The sequence below is a fragment of the Pseudomonas sp. LBUM1664 genome, from assembly GCF_059695895.1.
Genome location: NZ_CP166791.1, coordinates 6077756 through 6100567, shown reverse-complemented (window position 1 = coordinate 6100567; position 22812 = coordinate 6077756). Strand labels below are relative to the sequence as shown.

The window sequence follows — 22812 nt, the reverse complement described above, 5'->3', positions numbered from 1 at the left end:
TTTATCGTCCTTGTGATGGAGGGCCGTGGAGTCTGGCCATGAGCTGCGGTTCCTTGGAGAGGTCCATGGAAAAACAGATCCGTCCTACAGCGTAAGGAAAAATAGCCTTCTTACAGTGCCTCTGCAAATACCGTCGATCAATCCGGCCAGTTCCACGCCGGCGCATCCAGCATTCCCTGGCCCACTATTCCAGTCTGCCCCAGCTCTTTTTCCAGCACGATGCAATTGCAGTCGTCGTCTTGCTGCAAGGCTGCGATCAGGCGCGTGGCATGGGACACCACCCAGACCTGACAATTGACTGAAGCCCGGATGATCAACCGCGCCAAGGCCGGCAACAGATCCGGGTGCAGGCTGGTTTCCGGTTCGTTGAGCACCATCAGCGAGGGCGGTCGCGGGGTGAGCAAGGCGGCCACCAGCAACAGATAGCGCAGGGTCCCGTCCGACAGTTCGGCGGCGGACAGCGGACGCAGCAAGCCATGCTGCTGAAACGCGATGGCGAAACGTCCGCCTTGCAGTTTCTCGATGTGCAGGTGGGCCCCCGGGAACGCATCGCCGATGGCGGTATGCAACGCTTCGTGGTCACCGATTTCAAGGATGGTTTGCAGGGCTGCGGCCAGGTCACGCCCGTCGTGGTGCAGGACCTGCGTGCGGGTGCCCAGTTGCGGCTGGCGCACCGGGGCGTCGGCGTCGCTGCGAAAATGATCATAGAAGCGCCAGCGACGGATGAATTCGCGCATCTGCAGCACCTCCGGCGAAGTGCGCAGGCTGCCAACCTGGTCGAACAGGCTGTCGAAGGTGGGTGTGTGCTGGGCCAAAACATCCCATGAACGGCCTTCGCGGGCACGGATCATCGCCCCGTTGCGGTCCACCAGCAGGCTGGCAGGACGAAAGACCGGGCCGGCCCAGATGCATTCGTGCTTGATTTCAGGGTCCAGTGAAAACGCTGAGCGACTAGGCTCCGGCAGACCGAGGGCGATGCAATAGCTGAAATCTTCACCGGCGAATCCCAGGCGCAGGCGTTTGGTACCCTGACGCACAATACCCTGGACAGGCACCTCGCCGTTGCGCATACGCCGGCTGATTTTTTCCGGTCCGGCCCAGAAGGTCGAGTCCAGTCCGCCTTCACGGGCCAGGGCGTTGACCACACCGCCCTGGGCCGTCTCCGCCAGCAGGCGCAGGGCACGATACAGATTGGACTTGCCGCTGCCGTTGGGGCCGGTGATCAGGTTCAGCCGGCCCAGGGGAATCACCAGTTTGTTGATGGAGCGATAATTGGCCACCGCGAGGGTTTTGAGCATGAGCGTTTTCCTGCGCCTACCGCAAAGGCGTTAGTCTGCCTGATTGCTGCATACATTGTGGTTATATGCATCCGTTGAACCCTGTTCTAAGCTCACAGTCGTATCGTCACCGACACGTCCTTACAACGCCAAGGAGTCTGCATGGCTGGTCCCCGAATCAAACTGGTTGTTGGCCTGGGCCTGTGTGCGTTGTTGATGGGATGTGGTGATAAAAAGCCCGAGGAAAAAGCCCTTCCGCGGGTTTTCGTGCAGCAAGCGATGCCTAGCGAATACGCGGCTTCGGTGACCCTCACCGGTGATGTCCAGGCACGGGTGCAGACCGATCTGTCGTTTCGCGTAGGCGGCAAGATCATCGAGCGCAAAGTCAATGTCGGTGACCGGGTCTCGGCCCGGCAAGTGCTGGCTCGCCTCGACCCCCGGGACTTGCAGACCAACGTCGACTCCGCCGAGGCCCAGGTGGTCGCCGAACAGGCGCGGGTCAAGCAGAGTGCGGCGGCCTTCGTGCGCCAGCAGAAACTCTTGCCCAAGGGTTACACCAGCCAGAGCGAATACGACGCGGCCCAGGCGCAACTGCGCGGCAGCCAGAGTGCGCTGAGCGCCGCCCAGGCCCAATTGGCCAGCGCCCGCGAACAACTGAGCTATACCTCGCTGATCGCCGAGGCGCCGGGCATCATCACGGCGCGCCAGGCTGAGGTTGGCCAAGTGGTGCAGGCCACGGTGCCGATCTTCAGCCTGGCGCGGGACGGCGAGCGCGATGCGGTGTTCAACATCTACGAGTCCCTGTTGCACGAACCGCCGTCGGACCCAGCGATCGTCATCAGCCTGCTGGACAACCCGGCCATCAAGACCACTGGCACGGTGCGCGAGATTACCCCGGCGGTGTCTGCCCAGACCGGCACCGTGCAAGTCAAGGTCACCCTCAACGATTTGCCTGAAGGCATGCGCCTGGGTTCGGTGGTCAGCGCCACCGCCAAGTCGGCGGGCAAGGCTGCCGTCGAGCTGCCATGGTCGGCGCTGACCAAGAACCTCAGTGACCCGGCCGTGTGGCTGGTGGACGACGAAGGCAAGGCGCAATTGCATACTGTCACCGTCGGCCGGTACCTGACGGGCAAGGTCATCATCAGTGACGGGCTCAAGGGCGGCGAGAAAGTCATCACGGCGGGTGGGCAACTGCTGCACCCCGGCGTGCGTGTCGAGATCGCTGAAAACACCCACGATAAATCCCCGGCAGGAGCCCAGCCATGAAGCGTTTGTGGATGGTCTCGGCCGGCCTGCTACTGGCCGCCTGTTCGAAGGAAGAGGCTCCCCCGGCGCCGGTGAGACCGGTGTTGTCCGTTGAAGTCCAGGCGCTGGATCAACAGGCTCTTGGACGGTTCGCCGGGAATATCCAGGCGCGTTACGAGAGCAACGTGGGTTTTCGTGTGCCAGGGCGGATCGCCAGCCGCAACGTCGACGTCGGCGCCGAGGTGAAGAAGGGCGATTTGCTCGCCACCCTCGATCCCACCAATCAGCAGAACCAGGTGCGCGCTGTCCAGGGCGATCTGGCGCGGATCGAGGCGCAGTACATCAACGCCCAGGCCAATGCCCGTCGCCAGCAGCAATTGTTCGACCGTGGCGTCGGTGCCCAGGCGCAGTTGGACATCGCCCAGACCGACCTGAAAACCACCGGTGCTTCCCTCGAGCAAGCCCGCGCCTCGGTGGCGCAAGCCCGCGACCAGCTCAACTACAGTGAACTGCGCACCGACCATGACGCGGTCGTCACGGCCTGGAATGCCGAAGCCGGGCAGGTGGTCACCGCCGGCCAGCAAGTGGTGACCCTGGCCCGCCCGGACATCAAGGAGGCGGTGATCGACCTGCCGGCCGGGCTGGCCGAGCGCTTGCCCGCAGACGTGGTGTTTGACGTTGCCGCGCAACTGGATCCGGCCATCCACACCACCGCCACCGTGCGCGAGATCGAACCCCAGGCCCAGAGTGCCACCCGCACTCGTCGCGCGCGCCTGACGCTGGTCGATACGCCGCCAGGCTTTCGCCTGGGCACGGCCATCGGCGTGACCCTGAGTTCGACCATCGAGCCCCGCATCGAGCTGCCGCTCAGTGCGCTGCAAGAGGTCGATGGCAAGGCGCGCATCTGGCTCATCGACCCGCAGACGCAGACCGTCTCCCCCCGCGAAGTGCGGATTCTCGAGCGTTCGGCAGACTCGGTGCTGGTGGCCAACGGCATCAAGGCCGGCGACCGCGTGGTCAGCGCCGGTGTGAACAGCCTCCAGCCGGGGCAGAAAGTAAAACTGGATGAGGACGTACGATGAAAGGGCCTTTCAACCTCTCCGAATGGGCTCTGCGACATCAGTCGTTCGTCTGGTACCTGATGTTTGTGGCGTTGCTGATGGGCGTGTTTTCGTACATGAACCTGGGGCGTGAAGAAGACCCTTCGTTCACCATTAAGACCATGATCATCCAGACCCGCTGGCCCGGCGCGACCCAGGAAGAAACCCTCAGGCAGGTCACTGACCGCATCGAGAAAAAACTCGAAGAGCTCGATTCCCTCGACTACGTCAAAAGCTACACCCGACCGGGGGAATCGACGGTATTCGTGTACTTGCGCGATACCACCGGGGCCAAGGAAATCCCCGAGATCTGGTACCAGGTGCGCAAGAAGATCAACGACATTCGCGGCGATTTCCCTGACGGCCTGCAAGGCCCGGGGTTCAACGACGAGTTCGGCGATGTGTACGGTTCGATCTATGCGTTCACCGGGGATGGCTTGTCGATGCGCCAGCTGCGCGACTACGTGGAGCAGGTACGCGCCGAGATCCGCGACGTGCCCGGCCTGGGCAAGGTGGAAATGATCGGCGAGCAGGACGAAGTGCTGTACCTGAACTTTTCCACGCGCAAACTCGCCGCCTTGGGCATCGACCAGCGTCAGGTGGTGCAGAGCCTGCAAACCCAGAACGCCGTCACCCCGGCCGGGGTGATCGACGCCGGGCCGGAGCGGATTTCCGTGCGAACCTCCGGGCAGTTCCAGTCGGAAAAGGACCTGGCCAACGTCAACCTGCGGCTCAATGATCGTTTTTATCGACTGGCCGACATCGCGGACATCAGCCGCGGTTATGTCGACCCCGCCACACCGATGTTCCGCTTCAACGGCACGCCCGCCATCGGCCTTGCCATCGCCATGAAGAAGGGCGGCAACATCCAGGACTTCGGCAAGGCGCTGCATGCCCGCATGAGCGAACTGACTGCCGACCTGCCGGTGGGGGTTGGCGTTCACACCGTATCGGATCAGGCCGAAGTGGTGGAGGAGGCGGTCGGCGGCTTCACCAGTGCCTTGTTCGAGGCGGTGATTATCGTGCTGGTCGTGAGCTTCATCAGCCTTGGCATACGGGCCGGGCTGGTGGTGGCCTTTTCGATTCCGCTGGTGTTGGCGATGGTCTTTGTGTTCATGGAATACAGCGGCATCACCATGCAGCGGATCTCCCTCGGTGCGCTGATCATCGCCCTCGGCCTGCTGGTGGACGACGCAATGATCACCGTGGAGATGATGGTCACGCGCCTGGAAAAAGGCGAAACCAAGGAGCAGGCCGCGACCTTCGCCTACACCTCGACGGCGTTCCCGATGCTCACCGGGACCCTCGTCACCGTGGCCGGTTTCGTGCCCATTGGCCTGAACGCCAGTTCCGCCGGTGAGTACACCTTTACCCTGTTTGCGGTGATTGCCGTGGCGATGCTGGTGTCATGGATCGTCGCGGTGCTGTTCGCCCCGGTCATTGGCGTGCACATCCTCAGCACCAACGTGAAACCTCATAGCGCCGAGCCCGGGCGGATCGGTCGGGTGTTCAACGGTGGCCTGCTCTGGGCGATGCGCAATCGCTGGTGGGCCATCGGCATCACCGTGTTGCTGTTTGTGCTGTCGGTGTTTTGCATGGGTTTTGTGCAGAACCAGTTCTTCCCGTCTTCGGACCGGCCGGAGATCCTGGTAGACCTCAACCTGCCGCAGAACGCCTCCATGGACGAGACGCGAAAAGCCGTCGACCGCCTGGAAGCGACCCTCAAGGACGACCCGGACATCGAGCGCTGGAGCACTTACATCGGCGAAGGCGCGATTCGTTTCTACCTGCCGCTGGACCAGCAACTGCAGAACCCTTACTACGCGCAACTGGTGATCGTCAGCAAAGACCTGGAGTCGCGCACGGCCCTCACCGAGCGCCTGCAAAAGCGTTTGCGCGAGGACTTCGTCGGCATTGGCAGCTACGTGCAGGCCCTGGAAATGGGCCCGCCGGTAGGCCGGCCGATCCAGTACCGGGTCAGCGGCAAGGACGTCGACCAGGTGCGCAAGCACGCCATAGAACTGGCCACCGAGCTGGACAAGAACTCGCACATCGGCGAAATCATTTACGACTGGAACGAGCCGGGCAAGGTGTTGCGCATCGATATTGCCCAAGACAAGGCGCGGCAACTGGGGCTGTCTTCCGACGACGTGGCCAAGCTGATGAACGGTATCGTCAGCGGTTCGCCGGTGACTCAGGTCAACGACGATATTTACCTGATTGACGTGATCGGCCGTGCCGAAGACGTCGAGCGCGGTTCGCCGGAAACCCTGCAGAACCTGCAGATTGTCACACCGGGCGGCACTTCGATTCCGCTGCTGGCGTTTGCCACGGTGCGTTATGAACTGGAGCAGCCGCTGGTATGGCGTCGCGACCGTAAGCCGACCATCACCATCAAGGCTGCGGTGCGCGATGAAATCCAACCCACGGACCTTGTGAGGCAACTGCAACCGGACATCGACAAATTCGCCGCCAGCCTGCCGGCGGGCTACAAGGTCGCCACCGGCGGTACGGTGGAAGAGAGCAGCAAGGCCCAAGGGCCTATCGCCAGCGTCGTGCCGCTGATGCTGTTTTTGATGGCGACCTTCCTGATGATCCAGCTGCACAGCGTGCAGAAACTGTTCCTGGTGGCCAGCGTCGCGCCCCTGGGGCTGATTGGCGTGGTGCTGGCGCTGGTGCCGTCGGGCACGCCCATGGGCTTCGTGGCGATCCTCGGGATCCTCGCGTTGATCGGCATCATCATCCGCAACTCGGTGATCCTGGTAACCCAGATCGATGAATATGAACGTGACGGGTACGAGCCTTGGGATGCGGTGGTGCAAGCCACCGAACACCGGCGTCGGCCGATCTTGCTCACGGCGGCTGCGGCGAGCCTGGGGATGATCCCGATTGCCCGGGAAGTGTTCTGGGGGCCGATGGCCTACGCGATGATCGGCGGGATCATCATTGCGACACTGCTGACGTTGCTATTCCTACCGGCGCTGTATGTGGCCTGGTACAAGATTCGCGAGCCCAAACGTGATTGAATGGGCGGTAAATCATTAGGGCTGCTGCGCAGCCCATCGCGAGCAAGCTTTGCTCCCACAGCAGATCTGCGGTGAATTCAAATTCTGTATTCACAAAGATCCAACTGTGGGAGTAAAGCTTGCTCGCGAAGCGTCCTTTCACCCTAAACTCTTCATTTACGCAACAACCGCAACCCATTGAACACCACCAACAAGCTCACCCCCATGTCGGCAAACACCGCCATCCACATGGTGGCGAACCCGGCAAAGGTCACCCCAAGAAAGATCGCCTTGATGACCAGCGCCAGGGCGATGTTCTGTTTCAGGATGCTTGAGGTCTGGCGCGACAGGCGAATAAATGCCGGAATCTTGCGCAGATCATCGTCCATCAGGGCGACATCGGCGGTCTCAATGGCCGTGTCGGTACCGGCCGCCGCCATGGCGAAGCCGATTTCCGATCGGGCCAGGGCAGGGGCGTCGTTGATGCCGTCGCCGACCATGCCGACCCGGTGCCCTTGGGCGTACAACGCTTCGATGGCTTGCAGCTTGTCGTTTGGCAACAGGTCGCCCCGGGCCTGATCCATGCCTACCTGCGCAGCAATCGCTTCGGCGGTGTGTGCGTTGTCGCCGGTGAGCATCAGGGTCTTGATGCCCAGCTCGTGCAGTTGCCGAATAGCTTCGCGGCTGGAGTCCTTCACAGTGTCGGCCACGGCAAATAGCGCCAAGGGCCCCTTGCCATCGAGCAACAACACCACGGATTTACCCTGTTTCTCCAGGGCGAAGAGTTTCGCTTCCAGCTCGGGAGAGCACAGGCCCAAGTCTTCCACCAGACGATGATTGCCCAGGTGATAGGTTTGGCCGTTGATATCGCCGCGTACCCCGCGCCCCGGGAGAGCTTCGAAGTTATCCACAACCTGCGCGGCCAGGTGCTTATCCACAGCGGCATTGGCGATTGCCTGGGACACCGGGTGGTCGGAGCGCGCCGCGAGGCTGGCGGCCAGGGTCGGGGCGGTCGTTGCCACTGTTGGGTCCAGCACCACATAGTCGGTTTGCACCGGTTTGCCGTGGGTGATCGTGCCGGTCTTGTCCAGGGCCAGGTAGTCGAGCTTGTAGCCGCCCTCCAGGTACACGCCGCCCTTGACCAGAATACCTTTGCGCGCCGCCGCGGCGAGGCCGCTGACGATGGTCACCGGGGTGGAAATCACCAGTGCACAAGGGCAGGCCACCACCAGTAGCACCAGCGCCCGGTAAATCCAGTCGAACCACGCCGCACCCATGAGCAGCGGTGGGATGACGGCCACCGCCAGCGCCAGGACGAACACCGCCGGTGTGTAGATTGTGGAAAATTGATCAACGAAGCGCTGTGTCGGTGCGCGAGAACCCTGGGCTTGCTCCACCGCGTGGATGATCCGCGCCAGGGTGGATTGGTCGGCTGGCGCGGTCACGGTGTATTGCAGCTCGCCGGCCTGGTTGATGGTGCCGGCAAAGACCTTGTCACCCACGGTTTTTTCCACCGGCAGGCTTTCACCCGTGATCGGCGCCTGGTCAATGGTCGAACGGCCGGCGACCACGTCACCGTCCAGGCCAACCCGCTCGCCGGGGCGAACCCGCACCCGTGCACCGAGGGCGATGGCTTTGACCGCCTGCACCTGCCAAGTGCCATCGGCCTGTTGCACGGTGGCCTGTTCCGGGGCCATTTGCATCAGACCGCTGATGGCGTTGCGCGCCCGGTCCAGGGATTTGGCTTCGATCAATTCGGCCACGGTGAACAGGAACATCACCATCGCCGCTTCCGGCCATTGGCCGATCAACACCGCGCCGGTCACGGCAATGCTCATCAGCGCATTGATGTTCAGGTTGCGGTTTTTCAGGGCGATCCAGCCCTTTTTGTACGTACCGAGGCCACCGCTGAGGATCGACACCAGCGCCACCAGGGCGACCACCCAGTTTGGCGCGGCGCTGGTGAAGTGGATCACCTCGGCACCCAGGGCGGTGACACCGGACAGCGCCAACGGCCACCAAGGCTTGGCCGGGGTGGGCAGGTTGTTGGTTTCTTGCTCCTGGCCCGGCGTCAACGGTTCGGCCTGCATGCCCAGGGACTGGATCGCATCGATGATCGGTGTGTCGTTGGGCAAGTCGTGGGTCACGCCGAGCACGCGGTTGATCAGGTTGAATTCCAGTTGCTGCACGCCTTTGAGCTTGCCGAGCTTGTTCTGGATCAGCGTCTGCTCGGTGGGGCAGTCCATGGCCTCGATGCGAAAGCTGCTCAGCCGTGCACCGTCCGTCGGCGCCTTGCCGAGGTTGACCACCGACGGTGCGGCTTTCGAAGAGCAGCAGGAGTGCCCGTGATCGTGGCCGTGGTCGGGCTTGTGGATGTGGATCGAATCGCTCATCGGGTTACGTCCGTGAAAAGTGCCTGTTGCACAGTAAAGACCCTGTAGCCACTATAGGGTCAAGCACCTATTGGGAGGCAACACCGTGAAGATCGGAGAACTGGCGAAAATCACCGACTGCCAAGTCGAAACTATCCGCTATTACGAGCGCGAAGGCCTGTTGCCGGAACCGGCCCGCAGCGACGGCAATTATCGCGTCTACACCCAGGCCCACGCCGAACGGCTGACATTCATCCGCAACTGCCGCACCCTGGACATGACCCTGGAGGAAATCCGCAGCCTCCTGGCCCTGCGCGACAGCCCCCAGGACCAATGCGAAAGCGTCAACGCGCTGATCGACGAACACATCCACCACGTCAAGGCGCGCATCGACGGCCTGCTGGCTTTGCAGGCGCAACTGATCGACCTGCGCCATCGCTGCAGCGAAGGACCGGACCTGGATCAGTGCGGGATCTTGCAACGCCTGGAAGTGAGTGGCGCGGTGGCGCCGGAGGTGGAGCATTCACATGTGGGGAGGAGTCATGGGCATTGAGGGCCCTTGCCGCCGATCTTGTAGGTTGTGGAGGTCATCTGTGGGAGCGGGCTTGCTCGCGAAAGCAGTGTGTCAGACATAGTGATGCTGCCTGACACTCCCTCTTCGCGAGCAAGCCCGCTCCCACAGGAACGATGACCGGTGTGCCTCAGACCGCCATCGGCGCGGTCATCGGCGCGTGGTGCTGGTAGCCCTCGAGGGAGAAGTCGCCCGGTTCGACCAGCTCCAGCCATTCAGGCTGGTACACACCGGTCTTGGCAAACGCCGGCACGCGCTCGGAAATCACCAGTTTGGGCATTGGGAACGGCTCGCGCTTGAGCTGCTCCTTGAGCATGTCCAAGTGGTTCTCGTAGACGTGGGCATCACCGATGAAATAGGTGAACCAGCGCGGCGTGTACCCGGTCAGGCGGCCGATCAGGCTCAGCAGCGCGGCGCCTTCGGTCAGGTTGAACGGTGTGCCCAGGCCCAGGTCGTTGGAGCGGATATAGAGGGTCAGGGAGATTTCCTTCGTCTCGACATTCGGGTGGAACTGGTAGAGCAAATGGCACGGCGGCAGGGCCATTTCATCGAGCTGGGCGCAGTTCCAGCCGTGGAACAGGATACGGCGGCTGCCCGGGTCCTTGATGATGGTGTCGACGCACTGGCGCACCTGGTCGATGGCTTTGTACAGCACCACGTAGGCCTGGCCGTTTTCCTCGCCTTCGGCGATCTGCCGATAGCCCTGGGCCAGGGTCTGCTCGATGGCCGCCGGGTTGCTCAGGAGGATCTGCTTGTAGGCCGGCCACTTGCGCCATTGCACGCCGTAGATCTCGCCCAGGTCGTCTTCGCCCTGGCGGAACGGATTGGCCAGCCACTGGGCATTCTCGTTGGCGTTCTGGTCCCAGACCTTGCAGCCCAGGGCGCGGAATTCGGCGGCGTTGTTGACCCCACGCAGAAAACCGCACATCTCGCCGATGGCCGATTTGAAGGCCATTTTGCGGGTGGTGATGGCCGGGAAGCCATCCTTGAGGTCATAGCGCAGCATGGCGCCGGGAAAACTGATGGTGTTCACGCCGGTGCGGTTGGCTTGCTTGGTGCCGTGCTTGATGACGTGGGCCACCAGATCGAGGTATTGCTTCATGGGTTACCTGTGTCCTTGAACCCGAGGCCAGCGCCCCGGGGTTCGAATTTAAACCTTGGCCGCCGCAGCCGGCGCACGATGATAAGCCAGCCAGAGCAGCGCCAGACCACCGACGATCATCGGCAGGCACAACACCTGGCCCATGGTCAGCCAGTTCCACGCCAGATAACCGAGCTGGGCATCCGGTACGCGGACGAATTCAACGATGAAGCGGAAGATCCCGTAGAACAGCGCGAACATGCCTGACACCGCCATGGTTGGCCGCGGCTTGCGCGAGAACAGCCAGAGGATCAGGAAGAGTGCCACGCCTTCAAGGGCGAACTGGTACAGCTGCGACGGGTGGCGCGGCAATTGCGCCGGGTCGCTGAACGGCGGGAAGATCATCGCCCACGGCACGTCGGTCGGCTTGCCCCACAACTCGGCGTTGATGAAGTTGCCGATGCGCCCGGCGCCCAGGCCGATCGGCACCATTGGCGCGACGAAGTCCATCAGCTCGAAAAACGACTTGTTGTTGCGCTTGCCGAACCACAGTGCTGCCAGCATCACGCCGATGAACCCACCGTGGAACGACATGCCGCCCTTCCAGACCTCGAAGATCAGCGTCGGGTTGGCCAGGTAGGCGCTCAGGTCGTAGAACAGCACATAGCCCAGGCGTCCGCCGACGATTACGCCCATGGACAGCCAGAACACCAGGTCGGAGAGTTTTTCCTTGTTCCAGGTCGGATCGAAACGGTTGAGCCGGCGCGATGCCAGCAGCCAGGCACCGCCGATGCCGATCAGGTACATAAGGCCGTACCAGTGGATTTTCAGCGGGCCGATGGCCAGGGCTACCGGATCGATCTGCGGGTAAGGCAGCATTGATATTCCTCGTAAACGTCAAAAATACCCGGGCGACGCTGCCACCTCGGGATTAAGCCAGGATTGCGTCAGAACAGAAAACTTAAGCCAACGCAGAACAGCAAAGCGGCGAACAGCCGTTTGAGCAAGCGCGGTGACAAGCGATGGGCCAGCCGCGCACCGAAGCGGGCGAAGACCATGCTGGTCAGGGCGATGCCCAGCAACGCCGGCAAATAAACAAAACCGAGACTATGGGTCGGCAACAGCGGATCGTGCCAGCCCAGAATCATGAAACTTAACGCACCGGCCAGGGCGATCGGCAAACCGCAGGCCGACGAGGTTGCCACCGCTTGCTGCATTGGTACGCTGCGCCAGGTCAGGAACGGCACGGTCAGCGAACCTCCGCCGATGCCAAAGATCGCCGAGGCCCAGCCGATCACGGTGCCCGTCAAGGTCAACCCCACCTTGCCCGGTACCGTACGGCTGGCCTTGGGCTTGAAGTCCAGGGCCAGTTGCGCGGCGACGATCATGGCGAACACGCCGATGATCCTTTGCAGGTGCGGGCCGGAAATCGCTTCGGCGGTGATTGCGCCGAAACCGGCACCGATCAGGATCCCGACGGTCATCCAGGCGAAAATCGGCCAACGCACCGCGCCTCTGCGATGATGCTCGCGCACGGCATTGACCGAGGTAAAGATGATCGACGCCAGGGACGTGCCAACGGCCAGGTGCGTCAACACCTGCGGGTCGAAACCCTGCAAGGTGAAACTGAACACCAGCACCGGGACGATGATCATCCCGCCACCCACACCGAACAACCCGGCCAGCACGCCGGCGCAGGCGCCGAGTAGCAGATAGAGCACAAATTCCACCAGCGTCCCCCGACCCTTCCCCGAAACAAGAGCGGCATGGTACCGGATCCTGGGTCCCGGGCTCCACTGAAGGTGATGGATGCGAGTGCGATGTGTGGGTAGAGTGATCGAGAATTGCCAAACCGCCACAGAGCAGTGGTCGGCTTTATTTTTAACTGACTGGCATTGTTAACGGGACTACCTGATGTGCCTGATCGTATTTGCCTGGCGCCCCGGCCACGCCCAGCCGCTGATCGTGGCGGCCAACCGTGACGAGTTCTACGCGCGCCCGACCTTGCCCCTGACCCAGTGGCCTGACGCGCCCCACGTCTACGCCGGTCGGGATCTGGAGGCCGGTGGCACCTGGCTCGGCATCGGCGCCGACGGTCGCTTTGCCGCCCTGACGAACATCCGCGCCCCGGGCCAGCTACCGGCGTTCAAGTCGCGAGGCGAACTGGTGGCGCGGTTTCTGAGCGCGAATCTGCCGATTGCCGAGTACTTGAGCGAAGTTGTCCCCCGGGCCAGCGAGTACGGTGGGTTCAACCTGCTGCTTGGCGATGGCACGGAGCTGTGGCACTTCAACGCCCGCGATGCCCAGCCACAGCGGCTGGCTGAAGGCGTGTATGGCTTGTCGAACGCAGGGCTGAATACGCCTTGGCCGAAATTGCTCAAGGCCCGGGCAGCGCTGGGGGAGGTGCTGGAGGATCCGCAACCCCAGGCACTGTTGGCGCTACTGAACGACCCGCAACCCGCCCCGGTGGCCGAACTGCCGGACACTGGCGTGGGGCTGGCGACCGAGACGCTGTTGTCGAGTGTATTCATTGCCAGCCCGGCTTATGGGACGCGGGCGAGTACAGCGCTGGTTGTCCATGCCGATGGGACACGGCATATGGTCGAGCGCAGTTTCGGGCCGCATGGGGGGCATTTGGGGGAGGTGGAGCTACACATTTGAATGCCAGCGATGACTCGTGGCGAGGGAGCTTGCTCCCGCTCGGCTGCGAAGCAGTCGCAAACCTGCTGACGCAGTCCTATGGAAGACTGCAACGGGAGTGCTTCGCACTCCAGCGGGAGCAAGCTCCCTCGCCACAGATGCTCGTTGGACAGTCTAGAGGGTCTTGTTCGACGCCGGATTGATCATCCGCGCCAATCCAAGGTTCTTCAGCGCCAGTTGCAAGGAGCTGTGGATCACTTGCGGGTTGTCGATGGTCATCACTTCCGCCAGCAACTCCTGGGCCCTGCTGAGGTTGATCTGTCGCAGCATCCACTTCACTTTCGGCAGGTTGGTGGCGTTCATCGACAGGCTGTCAAAGCCCATTGCCATGAGCAGCACCGCCGCTGCCGGGTCGCCGGCCATTTCACCGCAGATGCTCACCGGCTTGCCTTCGGCATGGGCGTCACGCACCACGTTCTGCAGGGCTTGCAGCACGGCGGGGTGCAGGTAATCGTACAGATCGGCCACTCGCGGGTTGTTGCGGTCCACGGCCAGCAGGTACTGGGTCAGGTCGTTGGAGCCGACCGACAGGAAGTCCACCTGCCGCGCCAATTCCTTGGTCTGGTACACCGCTGCCGGAATCTCGATCATCACGCCTATGGGTGGCATCGGCACGTCGGTGCCTTCGTCGCGCACTTCGCCCCAGGCCCGGTGGATCAGGTGCAGGGCTTCCTCCAGTTCATGGGTGCCAGAGATCATCGGCAACAGGATGCGCAGGTTATTCAGGCCTTCGCTGGCCTTGAGCATGGCACGGGCCTGGACCAGGAAAATTTCCGGGTGGTCGAGCGTCACGCGAATCCCGCGCCAGCCGAGGAACGGGTTGTCTTCCTTGATCGGGAAGTAGGACAGGGATTTATCGCCGCCGATGTCCAGGCTGCGCATGGTGACCGGTTGCGGATGGAACGCGGCCAGTTGTTCGCGGTAGATCGCCAGCTGTTCCTTCTCACTGGGGAAGCGCTGGTTGATCATGAACGGTACTTCGGTGCGATACAGGCCCACACCCTCGGCGCCACGCTTCTGCGCCCGGGCAACGTCGGCCAGCAGGCCGGTGTTGACCCACAGCGGCATGCGGTGGCCGTCGAGCGTCACGCAAGGCAAGTCCCGCAGCGCATCGAGCCCCAAAGACAGCTGCTTCTCTTCCTCCACCACATCGGCAAACTGCTTGCGCAGTACGTCGCTGGGGTTGGTGTAGACCTCGCCGTGGTAGCCATCGACGATCATCTGGATGCCGTCGACCTTGGAATACGGCAGGTCCACCAGGCCCATCACTGTCGGGATGCCCATGGCCCGGGCCAGGATCGCCACGTGGGAGTTGCCCGAACCCAATACCGAGACCAGACCCGCCAGCTTGCCTTCGGGGACCTCGCCGAGCATGGCCGGCGTCAGTTCTTCGCTGACCAGGATGGTGTTGTCGGGGTAGACCAGGGTCTGTTGACGCTCCTGCTGCAAGTAGGCCAGCAGACGGCGGCCGAGGTCCTTGACGTCGGAGGCGCGCTCGCGCAGGTAGGCGTCGTCCATCAGTTCGAAACGGTTGACGTGGTCGGTCACCACTTGGCGCAACGCGCCCTGGGCCCACTGGCCGGTCTTGATGACCGTGGTCACTTCGCTGCCCAGGGAGGCGTCGTCGAGCATCATCAGGTAGACGTCGAACAGCGCGCGCTCTTCAGGGCGCAGTTGTGTCGCCAGCTTGGCCGACAGGGCGCGCATGTCAGCCCGTACGCCTTCGATGGCCGTCTTGAACAGCCCCAGCTCGGCGTCGATGTCGGCGACGGCCTTGTCCGGTACCACGTCGAGGTCGGCGGGCGGCAACATGACCACCGCCGTACCCACTGCCGCACCCGGTGAGCCTGGCACGCCGACGAACTTGGCTTCCTGGATGCCCTTGCCCTGGCGGCCCAGGCCGCTGATCGAGCCAGTGGCCTCGGCGTGGGCGATAACCCCGGCCAGTTGCGCGCTCATCGTCACGAGGAAGGCTTCTTCACCCTCGTCGAACTGGCGGCGCTCTTTTTGCTGGATGACCAGTACGCCGACGACGCGGCGGTGGTGGATGATCGGCGCCCCGAGGAACGAGGCGTAGCGTTCTTCGCCCGTTTCGGCAAAGTAGCGGTAGCGCGGGTGATCCGCGGCGTTCTCAAGGTTCAGGGGTTCTTCGCGCGTGCCGACCAGGCCGACCAGACCTTCATTGGGCGCCATGCTGACCTTGCCGATCGAACGCTTGTTCAAGCCCTCGGTGGCCATCAGCACGAAACGGTTGGTCTCGGGGTCCAGCAGGTAGACCGAGCAGACCTGGCTGCCCATGGCCTCTTTGACGCGCAGTACAATAATCCCCAACGCCGCCTTGAGATCCTTGGCGGAGTTAACTTCCTGGACGATCTTGCGCAGCGTATTGAGCATGGCTCGGGGTCGAACTCCGTCGTCAGTCGCGCGTCAGCAGGCGCGGGGCAAGCTCTTTGAGAGCGCGTCGATACACCTCGCGCTTGAATGTCACCACCTGGCCCAACGGATACCAATAGCTGACCCAGCGCCAGCCATCGAACTCCGGTTTACCGGTCAAATCCATCCGCACCCGCTGCTCGTTGGAGATCAGGCGCAGGAGAAACCATTTCTGCTTCTGGCCGATGCACAGCGGTTGGCTGTGCGTTCTGACCAGGCGTTGCGGCAAACGATAGCGCAACCAGCCTCGGGTGCAGGCGAGTATTTCGACATCCTCTCGCTCAAGCCCCACTTCTTCATTTAACTCGCGGTACAAGGCCTCTTCCGGCGTCTCCTGGGGGTTGATCCCGCCTTGAGGAAACTGCCAGGCGTCTTGATTGATACGGCGAGCCCATAGCACCTGCCCTGCATCATTCGTAAGAATGATCCCCACATTGGGGCGGAAACCATCGGGATCGATCACGGCAACAACCTCGCAAACGCATGTCGCCGCATTGTTCCACAAAGGTTGTGAAAGCAGCAACGAGCCTTCCTACCTTATGTGCACTCTTGTGAAAAGTCCGTATTCTGGACGCCTTTCTTCAGAATTTTCAGCGAGTAACTGCAATGCGGCTGGCTTTATTCGACTTGGACAACACACTGCTGGGCGGCGACAGCGATCACGCCTGGGGCGATTACCTGTGTGAGCGCGGTTTCCTGGATGCCGTCACGTACAAAGCGCGCAACGACGAGTTCTATCAAGATTACCTGGCCGGCAAGCTCGACAACGCCGAGTACCTGAATTTTTGCCTGGAAATTCTCGGCCGCACCGAGATGCAGGTACTGACCCAATGGCACCTGGACTATATGCGCGACTGCATCGAGCCGATTGTACTGCCCCAGGCCATCGAACTGCTGAAGAAACACCGTGACGCCGGCGACAAGCTGGTGATCATCACCGCCACCAACCGTTTCGTCACCGCGCCGATTGCCGAGCGCCTGGGTGTTGAAACCCTGATCGCCACCGAATGTGAAATGATCGACGGGCGCTACAGCGGGCGCAGCACCGATATTCCGTGTTTTCGCGAAGGCAAGGTAACCCGGCTGAACCGTTGGCTGGAAGAGACCGGGCATTCGCTGGACGGCAGCTATTTCTACAGTGATTCGATGAATGACCTGTCGCTGCTGGAAGTGGTGACGCATCCGGTGGCCGTGGACCCTGATCCGAATCTGCGGGCCGAGGCCCTGAAGCGTGGGTGGCCGGTGATCAGTCTGCGCGGCTGAAATCGTCATCGTGAGCAGGCTCGCTCCCACATTGGATCTCTATGTGTTCACAAAATAGGTGTCCACTGAAGATCTACTGTGGGAGCGAGCCTGCTCGCGATGGGGGCGACTCGGTTAAACCGGCTTGGCGCCCATCAGCCCCGCAATAGCGATAAAGCAGACAAAGCTGAACAGCGCTAAAGCCAACGTAAACTTCCCATTTCCCCCGGTCGGCGCTTTACGCAACCGATTGAGCCGCACCAACAGCCAGAACCCTGCCAGCGCCGCCAAGGTGTACAGCACGCTAGAGGCCAGCAACCAAGTTTGCCCCAGCGGCCAGCCGACCTGATGCACCATCCACCAGCCCGTAAATGGCAGGGTCACCAGCGCAAGGGTCATCAGCAGCCAGACAAACACCCGCGGACGTTGCAAGGTGCGGCCGGCGGCCGTGGCATCACCGTTGCGGCGTGTCCGCCAGACCCAGATCGCCAGCCCCAGGGCGCCCGCCAACAGCAACACAGTGGCTACGACGTGAGCGATTTTCAGCGCGGTTAACGTTTCCATCGTTCGATTTCCTTAAGTCTTGCTCAATAGCCTAGCTCTGATCCGGGCTTTATTAACCCAAGAACAGCTGATACGCCGGGTTATCGCTTTCATCCCAGTACGGGTAGCCGATTTCTTCCAGGGCCGCCGGTACCAGGTGACGTTCATCGTGAGGCACTTGCAACCCCGCGACCACACGGCCATCTGCCGCGCCGTGGTTGCGGTAGTGAAACATCGAGATATTCCAGCGCCCGCCCAGTTTCTTGAGGAAATTGAACAGTGCCCCCGGGCGCTCCGGGAATTCGAAACGCAGCACCACTTCATCGATGACGTGAGCCGCATGCCCGCCGACCATGTGGCGAATGTGCAACTTGGCCAGTTCGTTGTCGGTCAGGTCCAGCACCGGGAAGCCTTGCTTGATCAGGCTGGCAATCAGCGCGCTGCGCGGGTCGTTTTCCGGATGCGTCTGCACGCCAACGAAGATGTGCGCCTCGCTGCCGGTGTTGTAGCGATAGTTGAATTCAGTGATCTGGCGCTTGCCGATGGCCTCGCAGAACGCCTTGAAGCTACCCGGTTTCTCGGGAATGGTCACCGCGATGATCGCTTCGCGACCCTCGCCCAGTTCGGCGCGCTCGGCCACGTGGCGCAAGCGGTCGAAGTTGACGTTGGCACCGGAGTCGATGGCCACCAGGGTCTGCCCGCTGACACCGCGTGATTCGACGTATTTCTTGATCCCGGCCACGCCCAGGGCGCCGGCAGGTTCGGTGATCGAGCGGGTATCGTCGTAGATATCCTTGATGGCGGCGCAGATCTCGTCGGTGCTGACGGTGATCACTTCATCCACGTAGTGCTTGCAGATTTCAAAAGTATGCTGGCCGATTTGCGCCACGGCGACGCCGTCGGCAAACAGTCCCACGGTCGGCAGCACCACTCGCTCACCAGCGGCCATGGCGGCTTGCAGGCAGTTGGAATCGTCCGGCTCGACGCCAATGACCTTGATGTCTGGGCGCAGGTATTTCACGTAGGCTGCGATCCCGGCGATCAACCCGCCGCCGCCCACCGGGACGAAAATCGCATCCAGGCGCCCCGGGTGCTGACGCAGAATTTCCATCGCCACCGTGCCCTGCCCGGCAATGGTGTGGGGATCGTCATAGGGGTGAATGTAGACGTAGCCTTTTTCGTCGACCAGTTTCAGCGAGTAGGCCAGGGCTTCAGGGAACGAATCGCCATGCAGCACCACTTTGCCGCCACGGGAACGTACGCCTTCGACCTTGATTTCCGGGGTGGTCTTGGGCATCACGATGGTGGCTTTCACACCCAGCACTTTGGCCGCCAGGGCCAGGCCCTGGGCATGGTTGCCCGCTGAAGCCGTGACCACACCGCGTGCGCGCTCTTCGTCGCTGAGCTGGGTCAGTTTGTTGTAGGCCCCGCGAATCTTGAACGAGAACACCGGCTGCAAGTCTTCGCGCTTGAGCCAGATGTTGTTGCCCAGCCGCTCGGAAAGCTGGCGAGCGGTCTGTAGCGGAGTTTCTATGGCAACGTCGTAAACGCGCGAGGTGAGGATCTTTTTGACGTACTGTTCAAGCATCGGAAAGCATCACTGAGCGGGTTGGGCAGGGCCAGGGAGTCTAACCCGGCTTTTGGCTGGGCGACCACACGAATCCCAAGGTTTTGTTGGGTTATACTCGCAGCCCTCTTTACTCCCTGCCCGCTTTCGGAGCCCGCATGACCCAGGATCAACTCAAACAGGCCGTGGCCCAGGCCGCTGTCGACCTCATCCTTGCGAAACTGGATGACAAGAGCGTCGTCGGGGTCGGCACCGGCTCTACGGCCAACTGCTTCATCGACGCGCTGGCACAACACAAGGGTGCGTTCGATGGCGCGGTCGCCAGCTCCGAAGCCACTGCCGCGCGCCTGAAAGGCCACGGGATCCCGGTGTATGAGCTCAACACCGTGAGCGACCTGGAGTTCTACATCGATGGTGCTGACGAAAGCGATGCGCACCTGAACCTGATCAAGGGCGGTGGCGCGGCCCTGACTCGCGAGAAGATCGTCGCGGCCGTGGCCAAGACCTTCATCTGCATTGCCGACGCCAGCAAACTGGTGCCAGTGCTCGGTGCGTTCCCGTTGCCGGTGGAAGTCATCCCGATGGCCCGCAGCCACGTTGCCCGCCAACTGGTAAAACTGGGCGGCGACCCGGTGTATCGCGAAGGCGTACTGACCGATAACGGCAACATCATTCTGGATGTTCACAACCTGCAGATCACCAACCCGGTGGAGCTGGAAAGCCAGATCAACGCCATTGTTGGCGTGGTCACCAATGGCCTGTTCGCGGCTCGTCCGGCGGATGTACTGTTGCTGGGGACCGCTGAAGGGGTGAAGACCCTGCGCGCTGAGTAAGCACGTAATCCTGTGGGAGCGAGCCTGCTCGCGAAAGCGGTAGGCCAGCTTGTGAAAATGTTGAATGTGCCGCCGTCATCGCGAGCAGGCTCGCTCCCACATTGGCTCTGCGCCGGGTTGTGATCAGTGGTTCAGGGCTGCGGTTTCTTGAACACGTAGAACAGATTCGGCTCGCTCACCACATAGAGGTTGCCGTCGTCGTCCATGGCGAGGCCTTCGGCCTGGGGCACGGTTTTCTGCAAGCCCTGGCGGCCCTTGCTCAACGACAGCGTGCTCAGGGGTCGGCCGTCGATATCCAGCTCGATAACCAGTCGAGACTCATCGGACAGGGCCAGTAAGTGGCCGCTGCGCTCGTCATATTGCAGGCTCGAGAGGTCACGCACGAACAGCCCGGCATCGCGTTTTGGGTTGTTGATTACATGGACAGCGTAGGACTTTTCCGGGTTGTGATGGGGAAACCCATGCACTTCATAAATCAGCATCGGGTCGCGCTCTTTGGCCACGAACAGCCGCTTGCCCACCGAATCGTAAGCCAGCCCTTCGAATCCCTTATTGCCGCTCATGTGCACGCCGAGGGTCATTTGCTCGGCGTCGGCGGCATCCAGGAATTGTGTGTCGTGTTCCAGGCGAATCTTGATCAGCCGCTGTTGGCGCTCATCAGTGATGACGTAAATGTCTTCGCTGATAAATTCCACCGCCTCCGGGTCACCGAAGCCGAGCAGGGCGATACGCCGCAGGATCTTGCCGTCGAGCGACAACTCGATCAGCTCGGCATTCTTGTTGGTGACGGTGAACAGGCTCTTGCGGATTGGATCGTACGTCAGTGCTGAAACGTCGTCGTCCAGGCCTTCGATCACCTGCGCCTCCACCGTGACGCGGTATTGGTCCAAGGCAATGGCCTGCTCGCGGGTGGGTTGCCAGAGGGTGTTGAGATTGAACCAGGCGCGCTCGAACAGGCGCAGGTGCTGACCCGCTGCGATCAAAACGATCAGCGCGAGGGTTAACAGCATCAGAATCAAGGGTTTGGGGCGGGCGAGTCGACGCATGCGGGTGGGCTCGGATAAGAACAGGTGGTTGGAAATACCACGGCTGCCTGAACTGAAACTTAATGGCCGGATGCCACACCCTACAACGAAGGAGGAATGACCTTACAGAGTTAGCGCTATCAGTGGTGTTTTTCGAGACGATAGAACAGATTCGGTTCGCTGACTATGTATAGGTTGCCAGCCTCATCGACGGTCACGCCTTCGGCTCGGGGGATGGTGTCTTTCAGGCCGTTGAAACCGCCCAGCAACGTCATGAAGCTGACCTGCTCGCCTTTTTCGTCCAGCTCCAGCAACAGATGGGAGTCGGCCGAAAGCACCAGCATGTGTCCGGTACGAGGGTCGATGGCCAGGGCTGAAAGGTTGCGCAGGTCCAGCTCACTGCTGGCATGGATCTGCTTGTCGCCCTTGAGCAGTTGGCTGCCATCGCTTTTCCAGGTGAACAGCGCCGGCGGACGTTCTTCCCCGAGCACCAGTTGCTGGTTGCGCGGGTCCCAGACGATGGCTTCGAACCCCTTGTTCTGGTTCTTTGACGCGCCAAGCTCGTAGTGGGGGAAGTCCTTGCTGTTCAGTTCGCGGGTATTGGCATCGACCTGAACGATCGACAGCGTGTGGCTTCGCTCATCGGTAATGGCCAGCAAGCCATTCTCCATAAAGGCCACGCCTTCGGGATTGCTCCAGCCTACCAATGGCATCTTGCGCAGCACATCGCCCTGCAGGGTCAGCTCCACCAGGAACGGGTTTTTGCCCATGACGGCGAACAGCGTTTTGGTCTGCGGGTTGTAGGTCACGTCAGACGCTTCGTCCTTCTCCATGCCCGGCAGCGGCTTGGCGTCGATCACGGCGTGGTAGTCCGGCAGCCAGATGCTTTCCTGGCGCTGGGCTGGGCTCTCAAAGCGTTCCGATAGCCAAAGCAGGCCCCGGTCATCCCAGTGCATCGCGAACGCCACGCCATAAGCAGCGGCCACCACCAGTAGCGACCAGGCATACCAGGGCAGGGCGAAGCGAGAGCGACGGGCGTATTTGGCGGGGGACAGTGTTTGGGTTTTGGCCATCGGGGAATGCGTTCCAGAGAATGGGGGCTAGGGCGATGATCGTTCCCACGCAGAGCGTGGGAACGATCAGTTGAAATCAGCGAACGCTGCTTTCGAAGCGGCTCGCCCCTGGCAGTTCCACGACCAGTTCATCACCCACATTCAACGGCCCGACGCCCGCCGGGGTGCCGGTGAGGATCACGTCGCCGGCCTGCAGCGAGAAGCAGCCGGCAATGTGCTGGATCATCGGCACGATGGGATTGAGCATCAGGCTGCTGTTGCCGTCCTGGCGCACTTCACCGTTGATGGTCAGGCGAACGGGGATGTTGGCCAAGTCGGCAAAGGTGTCGCTCGACACAAACGGGGCGATCACCGCCGCGCCGTCGAAGGATTTGGCGATCTCCCACGGCAGGCCCTGGGCCTTGAGCTCGGATTGTTTGTCCCGAAGGGTCAGGTCCAGGGCTGGGGCGAAGCCGGAGATGGCGTCCAGCACTTCTTCCACGCTTGGCCGGGTCGACAGTGGCTTGCCGATCAGCACGGCGATTTCTGTCTCGTAATGCACCGAGCCCCGTTCAGTAGGAATGCTGAAGCCGCCTTCCAGCGGCACCACGCAGCTGCCGGGCTTGATGAACAGCAAGGGTTCGGTGGGCACCGGGTTATCCAGTTCCTTGGCATGCTCGGCGTAGTTACGGCCAATGCACACCACTTTCCCGAGCGGAAAATGAATACGGGTACCGTCGACATACTGGTGCTGATAGCTCATTAC

At 61.8% G+C, this 22812-nt stretch carries 19 protein-coding genes; 7 read left to right on the top strand and 12 right to left on the bottom strand.

Annotated features, from left to right (window positions below; translation table 11 throughout):
• Window positions 1-137: 137 nt before the first annotated feature.
• The gene (locus ACA047_RS28350) at window positions 138-1298 is read right to left on the bottom strand and encodes an AAA family ATPase (protein ID WP_497355112.1); all 1161 of its coding nucleotides are present in this window, start codon (window positions 1296-1298) and stop codon (window positions 138-140) included.
• Between the two features lie 141 nt (window positions 1299-1439).
• Here ACA047_RS28350 and ACA047_RS28345 point away from each other — a divergent pair, with 141 nt between their 5' ends.
• The 3 genes from ACA047_RS28345 to ACA047_RS28335 are packed head-to-tail and all read left to right on the top strand — an operon-like array spanning window position 1440 to window position 6648.
• Window positions 1440-2543: an efflux RND transporter periplasmic adaptor subunit gene (locus ACA047_RS28345; RefSeq protein ID WP_497355110.1), complete on the top strand. Its 1104-nt coding sequence runs from the start codon at window positions 1440-1442 to the stop codon at window positions 2541-2543.
• A complete protein-coding gene (locus ACA047_RS28340; protein WP_497355108.1) occupies window positions 2540-3604 on the top strand; it encodes an efflux RND transporter periplasmic adaptor subunit in 1065 nt (354 codons plus the stop codon). The genes ACA047_RS28345 and ACA047_RS28340 overlap by 4 nt, the downstream gene beginning before the upstream one ends.
• Entirely contained in the window at window positions 3601-6648 is a 3048-nt protein-coding gene (locus ACA047_RS28335) for an efflux RND transporter permease subunit (RefSeq protein WP_497355106.1), read from the top strand. The genes ACA047_RS28340 and ACA047_RS28335 overlap by 4 nt, the downstream gene beginning before the upstream one ends.
• Window positions 6649-6800: 152 nt before the next feature.
• Here the strand turns inward: ACA047_RS28335 and ACA047_RS28330 are convergent, their stop codons facing one another.
• Complete coding sequence (locus tag ACA047_RS28330; protein WP_497355104.1) at window positions 6801-9020, bottom strand: heavy metal translocating P-type ATPase; 2220 nt, start codon at window positions 9018-9020, stop codon at window positions 6801-6803.
• An 85-nt stretch (window positions 9021-9105) separates the two neighbouring features.
• On the opposite strand from ACA047_RS28330, the gene cadR reads away from it, so the two are divergent.
• Window positions 9106-9552 carry a Cd(II)/Pb(II)-responsive transcriptional regulator gene (cadR, locus tag ACA047_RS28325; protein ID WP_497355102.1) on the top strand — a complete coding sequence of 149 codons (447 nt, stop codon included), beginning with the start codon at window positions 9106-9108 and terminating at the stop codon, window positions 9550-9552.
• A gap of 148 nt (window positions 9553-9700) precedes the next feature.
• On the opposite strand, the gene ACA047_RS28320 is transcribed toward cadR, so the two are convergent.
• The 3 genes from ACA047_RS28320 to ACA047_RS28310 form a co-directional block, all read right to left on the bottom strand.
• A complete protein-coding gene (locus ACA047_RS28320) occupies window positions 9701-10672 on the bottom strand; it encodes a thymidylate synthase (RefSeq protein ID WP_497355100.1) in 972 nt (323 codons plus the stop codon).
• A gap of 48 nt (window positions 10673-10720) precedes the next feature.
• On the bottom strand, window positions 10721-11530 hold the full coding sequence (gene lgt / locus ACA047_RS28315) for a prolipoprotein diacylglyceryl transferase (RefSeq protein WP_497355098.1): 810 nt from the start codon (window positions 11528-11530) through the stop codon (window positions 10721-10723).
• A gap of 68 nt (window positions 11531-11598) precedes the next feature.
• The gene (locus tag ACA047_RS28310) at window positions 11599-12381 is read right to left on the bottom strand and encodes a sulfite exporter TauE/SafE family protein (protein ID WP_497355096.1); all 783 of its coding nucleotides are present in this window, start codon (window positions 12379-12381) and stop codon (window positions 11599-11601) included.
• A 184-nt stretch (window positions 12382-12565) separates the two neighbouring features.
• On the opposite strand from ACA047_RS28310, the gene ACA047_RS28305 reads away from it, so the two are divergent.
• The gene (locus ACA047_RS28305; protein WP_497355094.1) at window positions 12566-13312 is read left to right on the top strand and encodes an NRDE family protein; all 747 of its coding nucleotides are present in this window, start codon (window positions 12566-12568) and stop codon (window positions 13310-13312) included.
• Window positions 13313-13465: 153 nt separating this feature from the next.
• On the opposite strand, the gene ptsP is transcribed toward ACA047_RS28305, so the two are convergent.
• Together ptsP and ACA047_RS28295 are read right to left on the bottom strand one after the other, a co-directional pair.
• Complete coding sequence (gene ptsP / locus ACA047_RS28300) at window positions 13466-15745, bottom strand: phosphoenolpyruvate--protein phosphotransferase (RefSeq protein ID WP_497355092.1); 2280 nt, start codon at window positions 15743-15745, stop codon at window positions 13466-13468.
• 22 nt (window positions 15746-15767) lie between these two features.
• Window positions 15768-16247: an RNA pyrophosphohydrolase gene (locus ACA047_RS28295; RefSeq protein ID WP_003186867.1), complete on the bottom strand. Its 480-nt coding sequence runs from the start codon at window positions 16245-16247 to the stop codon at window positions 15768-15770.
• A 143-nt stretch (window positions 16248-16390) separates the two neighbouring features.
• Between ACA047_RS28295 and ACA047_RS28290 the strand changes: the two genes are divergently transcribed.
• On the top strand, window positions 16391-17047 hold the full coding sequence (locus ACA047_RS28290) for a histidinol-phosphatase (protein ID WP_497355090.1): 657 nt from the start codon (window positions 16391-16393) through the stop codon (window positions 17045-17047).
• 114 nt (window positions 17048-17161) lie between these two features.
• On the opposite strand, the gene ACA047_RS28285 is transcribed toward ACA047_RS28290, so the two are convergent.
• Together ACA047_RS28285 and ilvA are read right to left on the bottom strand one after the other, a co-directional pair.
• Window positions 17162-17590, bottom strand: a complete 429-nt coding sequence (locus ACA047_RS28285) for a DUF2269 family protein (protein ID WP_497355088.1) — start codon at window positions 17588-17590, stop codon at window positions 17162-17164.
• 52 nt (window positions 17591-17642) lie between these two features.
• Window positions 17643-19157, bottom strand: a complete 1515-nt coding sequence (ilvA, locus tag ACA047_RS28280) for a threonine ammonia-lyase, biosynthetic (RefSeq protein WP_497355086.1) — start codon at window positions 19155-19157, stop codon at window positions 17643-17645.
• Between the two features lie 137 nt (window positions 19158-19294).
• Here ilvA and rpiA point away from each other — a divergent pair, with 137 nt between their 5' ends.
• Window positions 19295-19969 (top strand): ribose-5-phosphate isomerase RpiA, encoded by a 675-nt coding sequence (gene rpiA, locus ACA047_RS28275; RefSeq protein WP_497355084.1) that lies wholly within the window; start codon window positions 19295-19297, stop codon window positions 19967-19969.
• Window positions 19970-20100: 131 nt separating this feature from the next.
• Here the strand turns inward: rpiA and ACA047_RS28270 are convergent, their stop codons facing one another.
• The 3 genes from ACA047_RS28270 to ACA047_RS28260 all read right to left on the bottom strand — a co-directional run bounded on the left by ACA047_RS28270 (window position 20101) and on the right by ACA047_RS28260 (window position 22809).
• On the bottom strand, window positions 20101-21015 hold the full coding sequence (locus ACA047_RS28270; RefSeq protein ID WP_497355082.1) for an SdiA-regulated domain-containing protein: 915 nt from the start codon (window positions 21013-21015) through the stop codon (window positions 20101-20103).
• A gap of 119 nt (window positions 21016-21134) precedes the next feature.
• A complete protein-coding gene (locus ACA047_RS28265) occupies window positions 21135-22067 on the bottom strand; it encodes an SdiA-regulated domain-containing protein (protein WP_497355080.1) in 933 nt (310 codons plus the stop codon).
• 76 nt (window positions 22068-22143) lie between these two features.
• Complete coding sequence (locus tag ACA047_RS28260) at window positions 22144-22809, bottom strand: fumarylacetoacetate hydrolase family protein (protein ID WP_497355078.1); 666 nt, start codon at window positions 22807-22809, stop codon at window positions 22144-22146.
• Between the last annotated feature and the right edge of the window lie 3 nt (window positions 22810-22812).

Excerpts from the sequence above, each read along its gene's own strand:
- ACA047_RS28350 (WP_497355112.1), bottom strand. The coding sequence starts at position 1,298 with ATGCTCAAAACCCTCGCGGTGGCCAATTATCGCTCCATCAACAAACTG.
- ACA047_RS28345 (WP_497355110.1), top strand. The coding sequence starts at position 1,440 with ATGGCTGGTCCCCGAATCAAACTGGTTGTTGGCCTGGGCCTGTGTGCG.
- ACA047_RS28340 (WP_497355108.1), top strand. The coding sequence starts at position 2,540 with ATGAAGCGTTTGTGGATGGTCTCGGCCGGCCTGCTACTGGCCGCCTGT.
- ACA047_RS28335 (WP_497355106.1), top strand. The coding sequence starts at position 3,601 with ATGAAAGGGCCTTTCAACCTCTCCGAATGGGCTCTGCGACATCAGTCG.
- ACA047_RS28330 (WP_497355104.1), bottom strand. The coding sequence starts at position 9,020 with ATGAGCGATTCGATCCACATCCACAAGCCCGACCACGGCCACGATCAC.
- ACA047_RS28320 (WP_497355100.1), bottom strand. The coding sequence starts at position 10,672 with ATGAAGCAATACCTCGATCTGGTGGCCCACGTCATCAAGCACGGCACC.
- lgt (WP_497355098.1), bottom strand. The coding sequence starts at position 11,530 with ATGCTGCCTTACCCGCAGATCGATCCGGTAGCCCTGGCCATCGGCCCG.
- ACA047_RS28305 (WP_497355094.1), top strand. The coding sequence starts at position 12,566 with ATGTGCCTGATCGTATTTGCCTGGCGCCCCGGCCACGCCCAGCCGCTG.
- ptsP (WP_497355092.1), bottom strand. The coding sequence starts at position 15,745 with ATGCTCAATACGCTGCGCAAGATCGTCCAGGAAGTTAACTCCGCCAAG.
- ACA047_RS28290 (WP_497355090.1), top strand. The coding sequence starts at position 16,391 with ATGCGGCTGGCTTTATTCGACTTGGACAACACACTGCTGGGCGGCGAC.
- ACA047_RS28285 (WP_497355088.1), bottom strand. The coding sequence starts at position 17,590 with ATGGAAACGTTAACCGCGCTGAAAATCGCTCACGTCGTAGCCACTGTG.
- ilvA (WP_497355086.1), bottom strand. The coding sequence starts at position 19,157 with ATGCTTGAACAGTACGTCAAAAAGATCCTCACCTCGCGCGTTTACGAC.
- rpiA (WP_497355084.1), top strand. The coding sequence starts at position 19,295 with ATGACCCAGGATCAACTCAAACAGGCCGTGGCCCAGGCCGCTGTCGAC.
- ACA047_RS28270 (WP_497355082.1), bottom strand. The coding sequence starts at position 21,015 with ATGCGTCGACTCGCCCGCCCCAAACCCTTGATTCTGATGCTGTTAACC.
- ACA047_RS28265 (WP_497355080.1), bottom strand. The coding sequence starts at position 22,067 with ATGGCCAAAACCCAAACACTGTCCCCCGCCAAATACGCCCGTCGCTCT.
- ACA047_RS28260 (WP_497355078.1), bottom strand. The coding sequence starts at position 22,809 with ATGAGCTATCAGCACCAGTATGTCGACGGTACCCGTATTCATTTTCCG.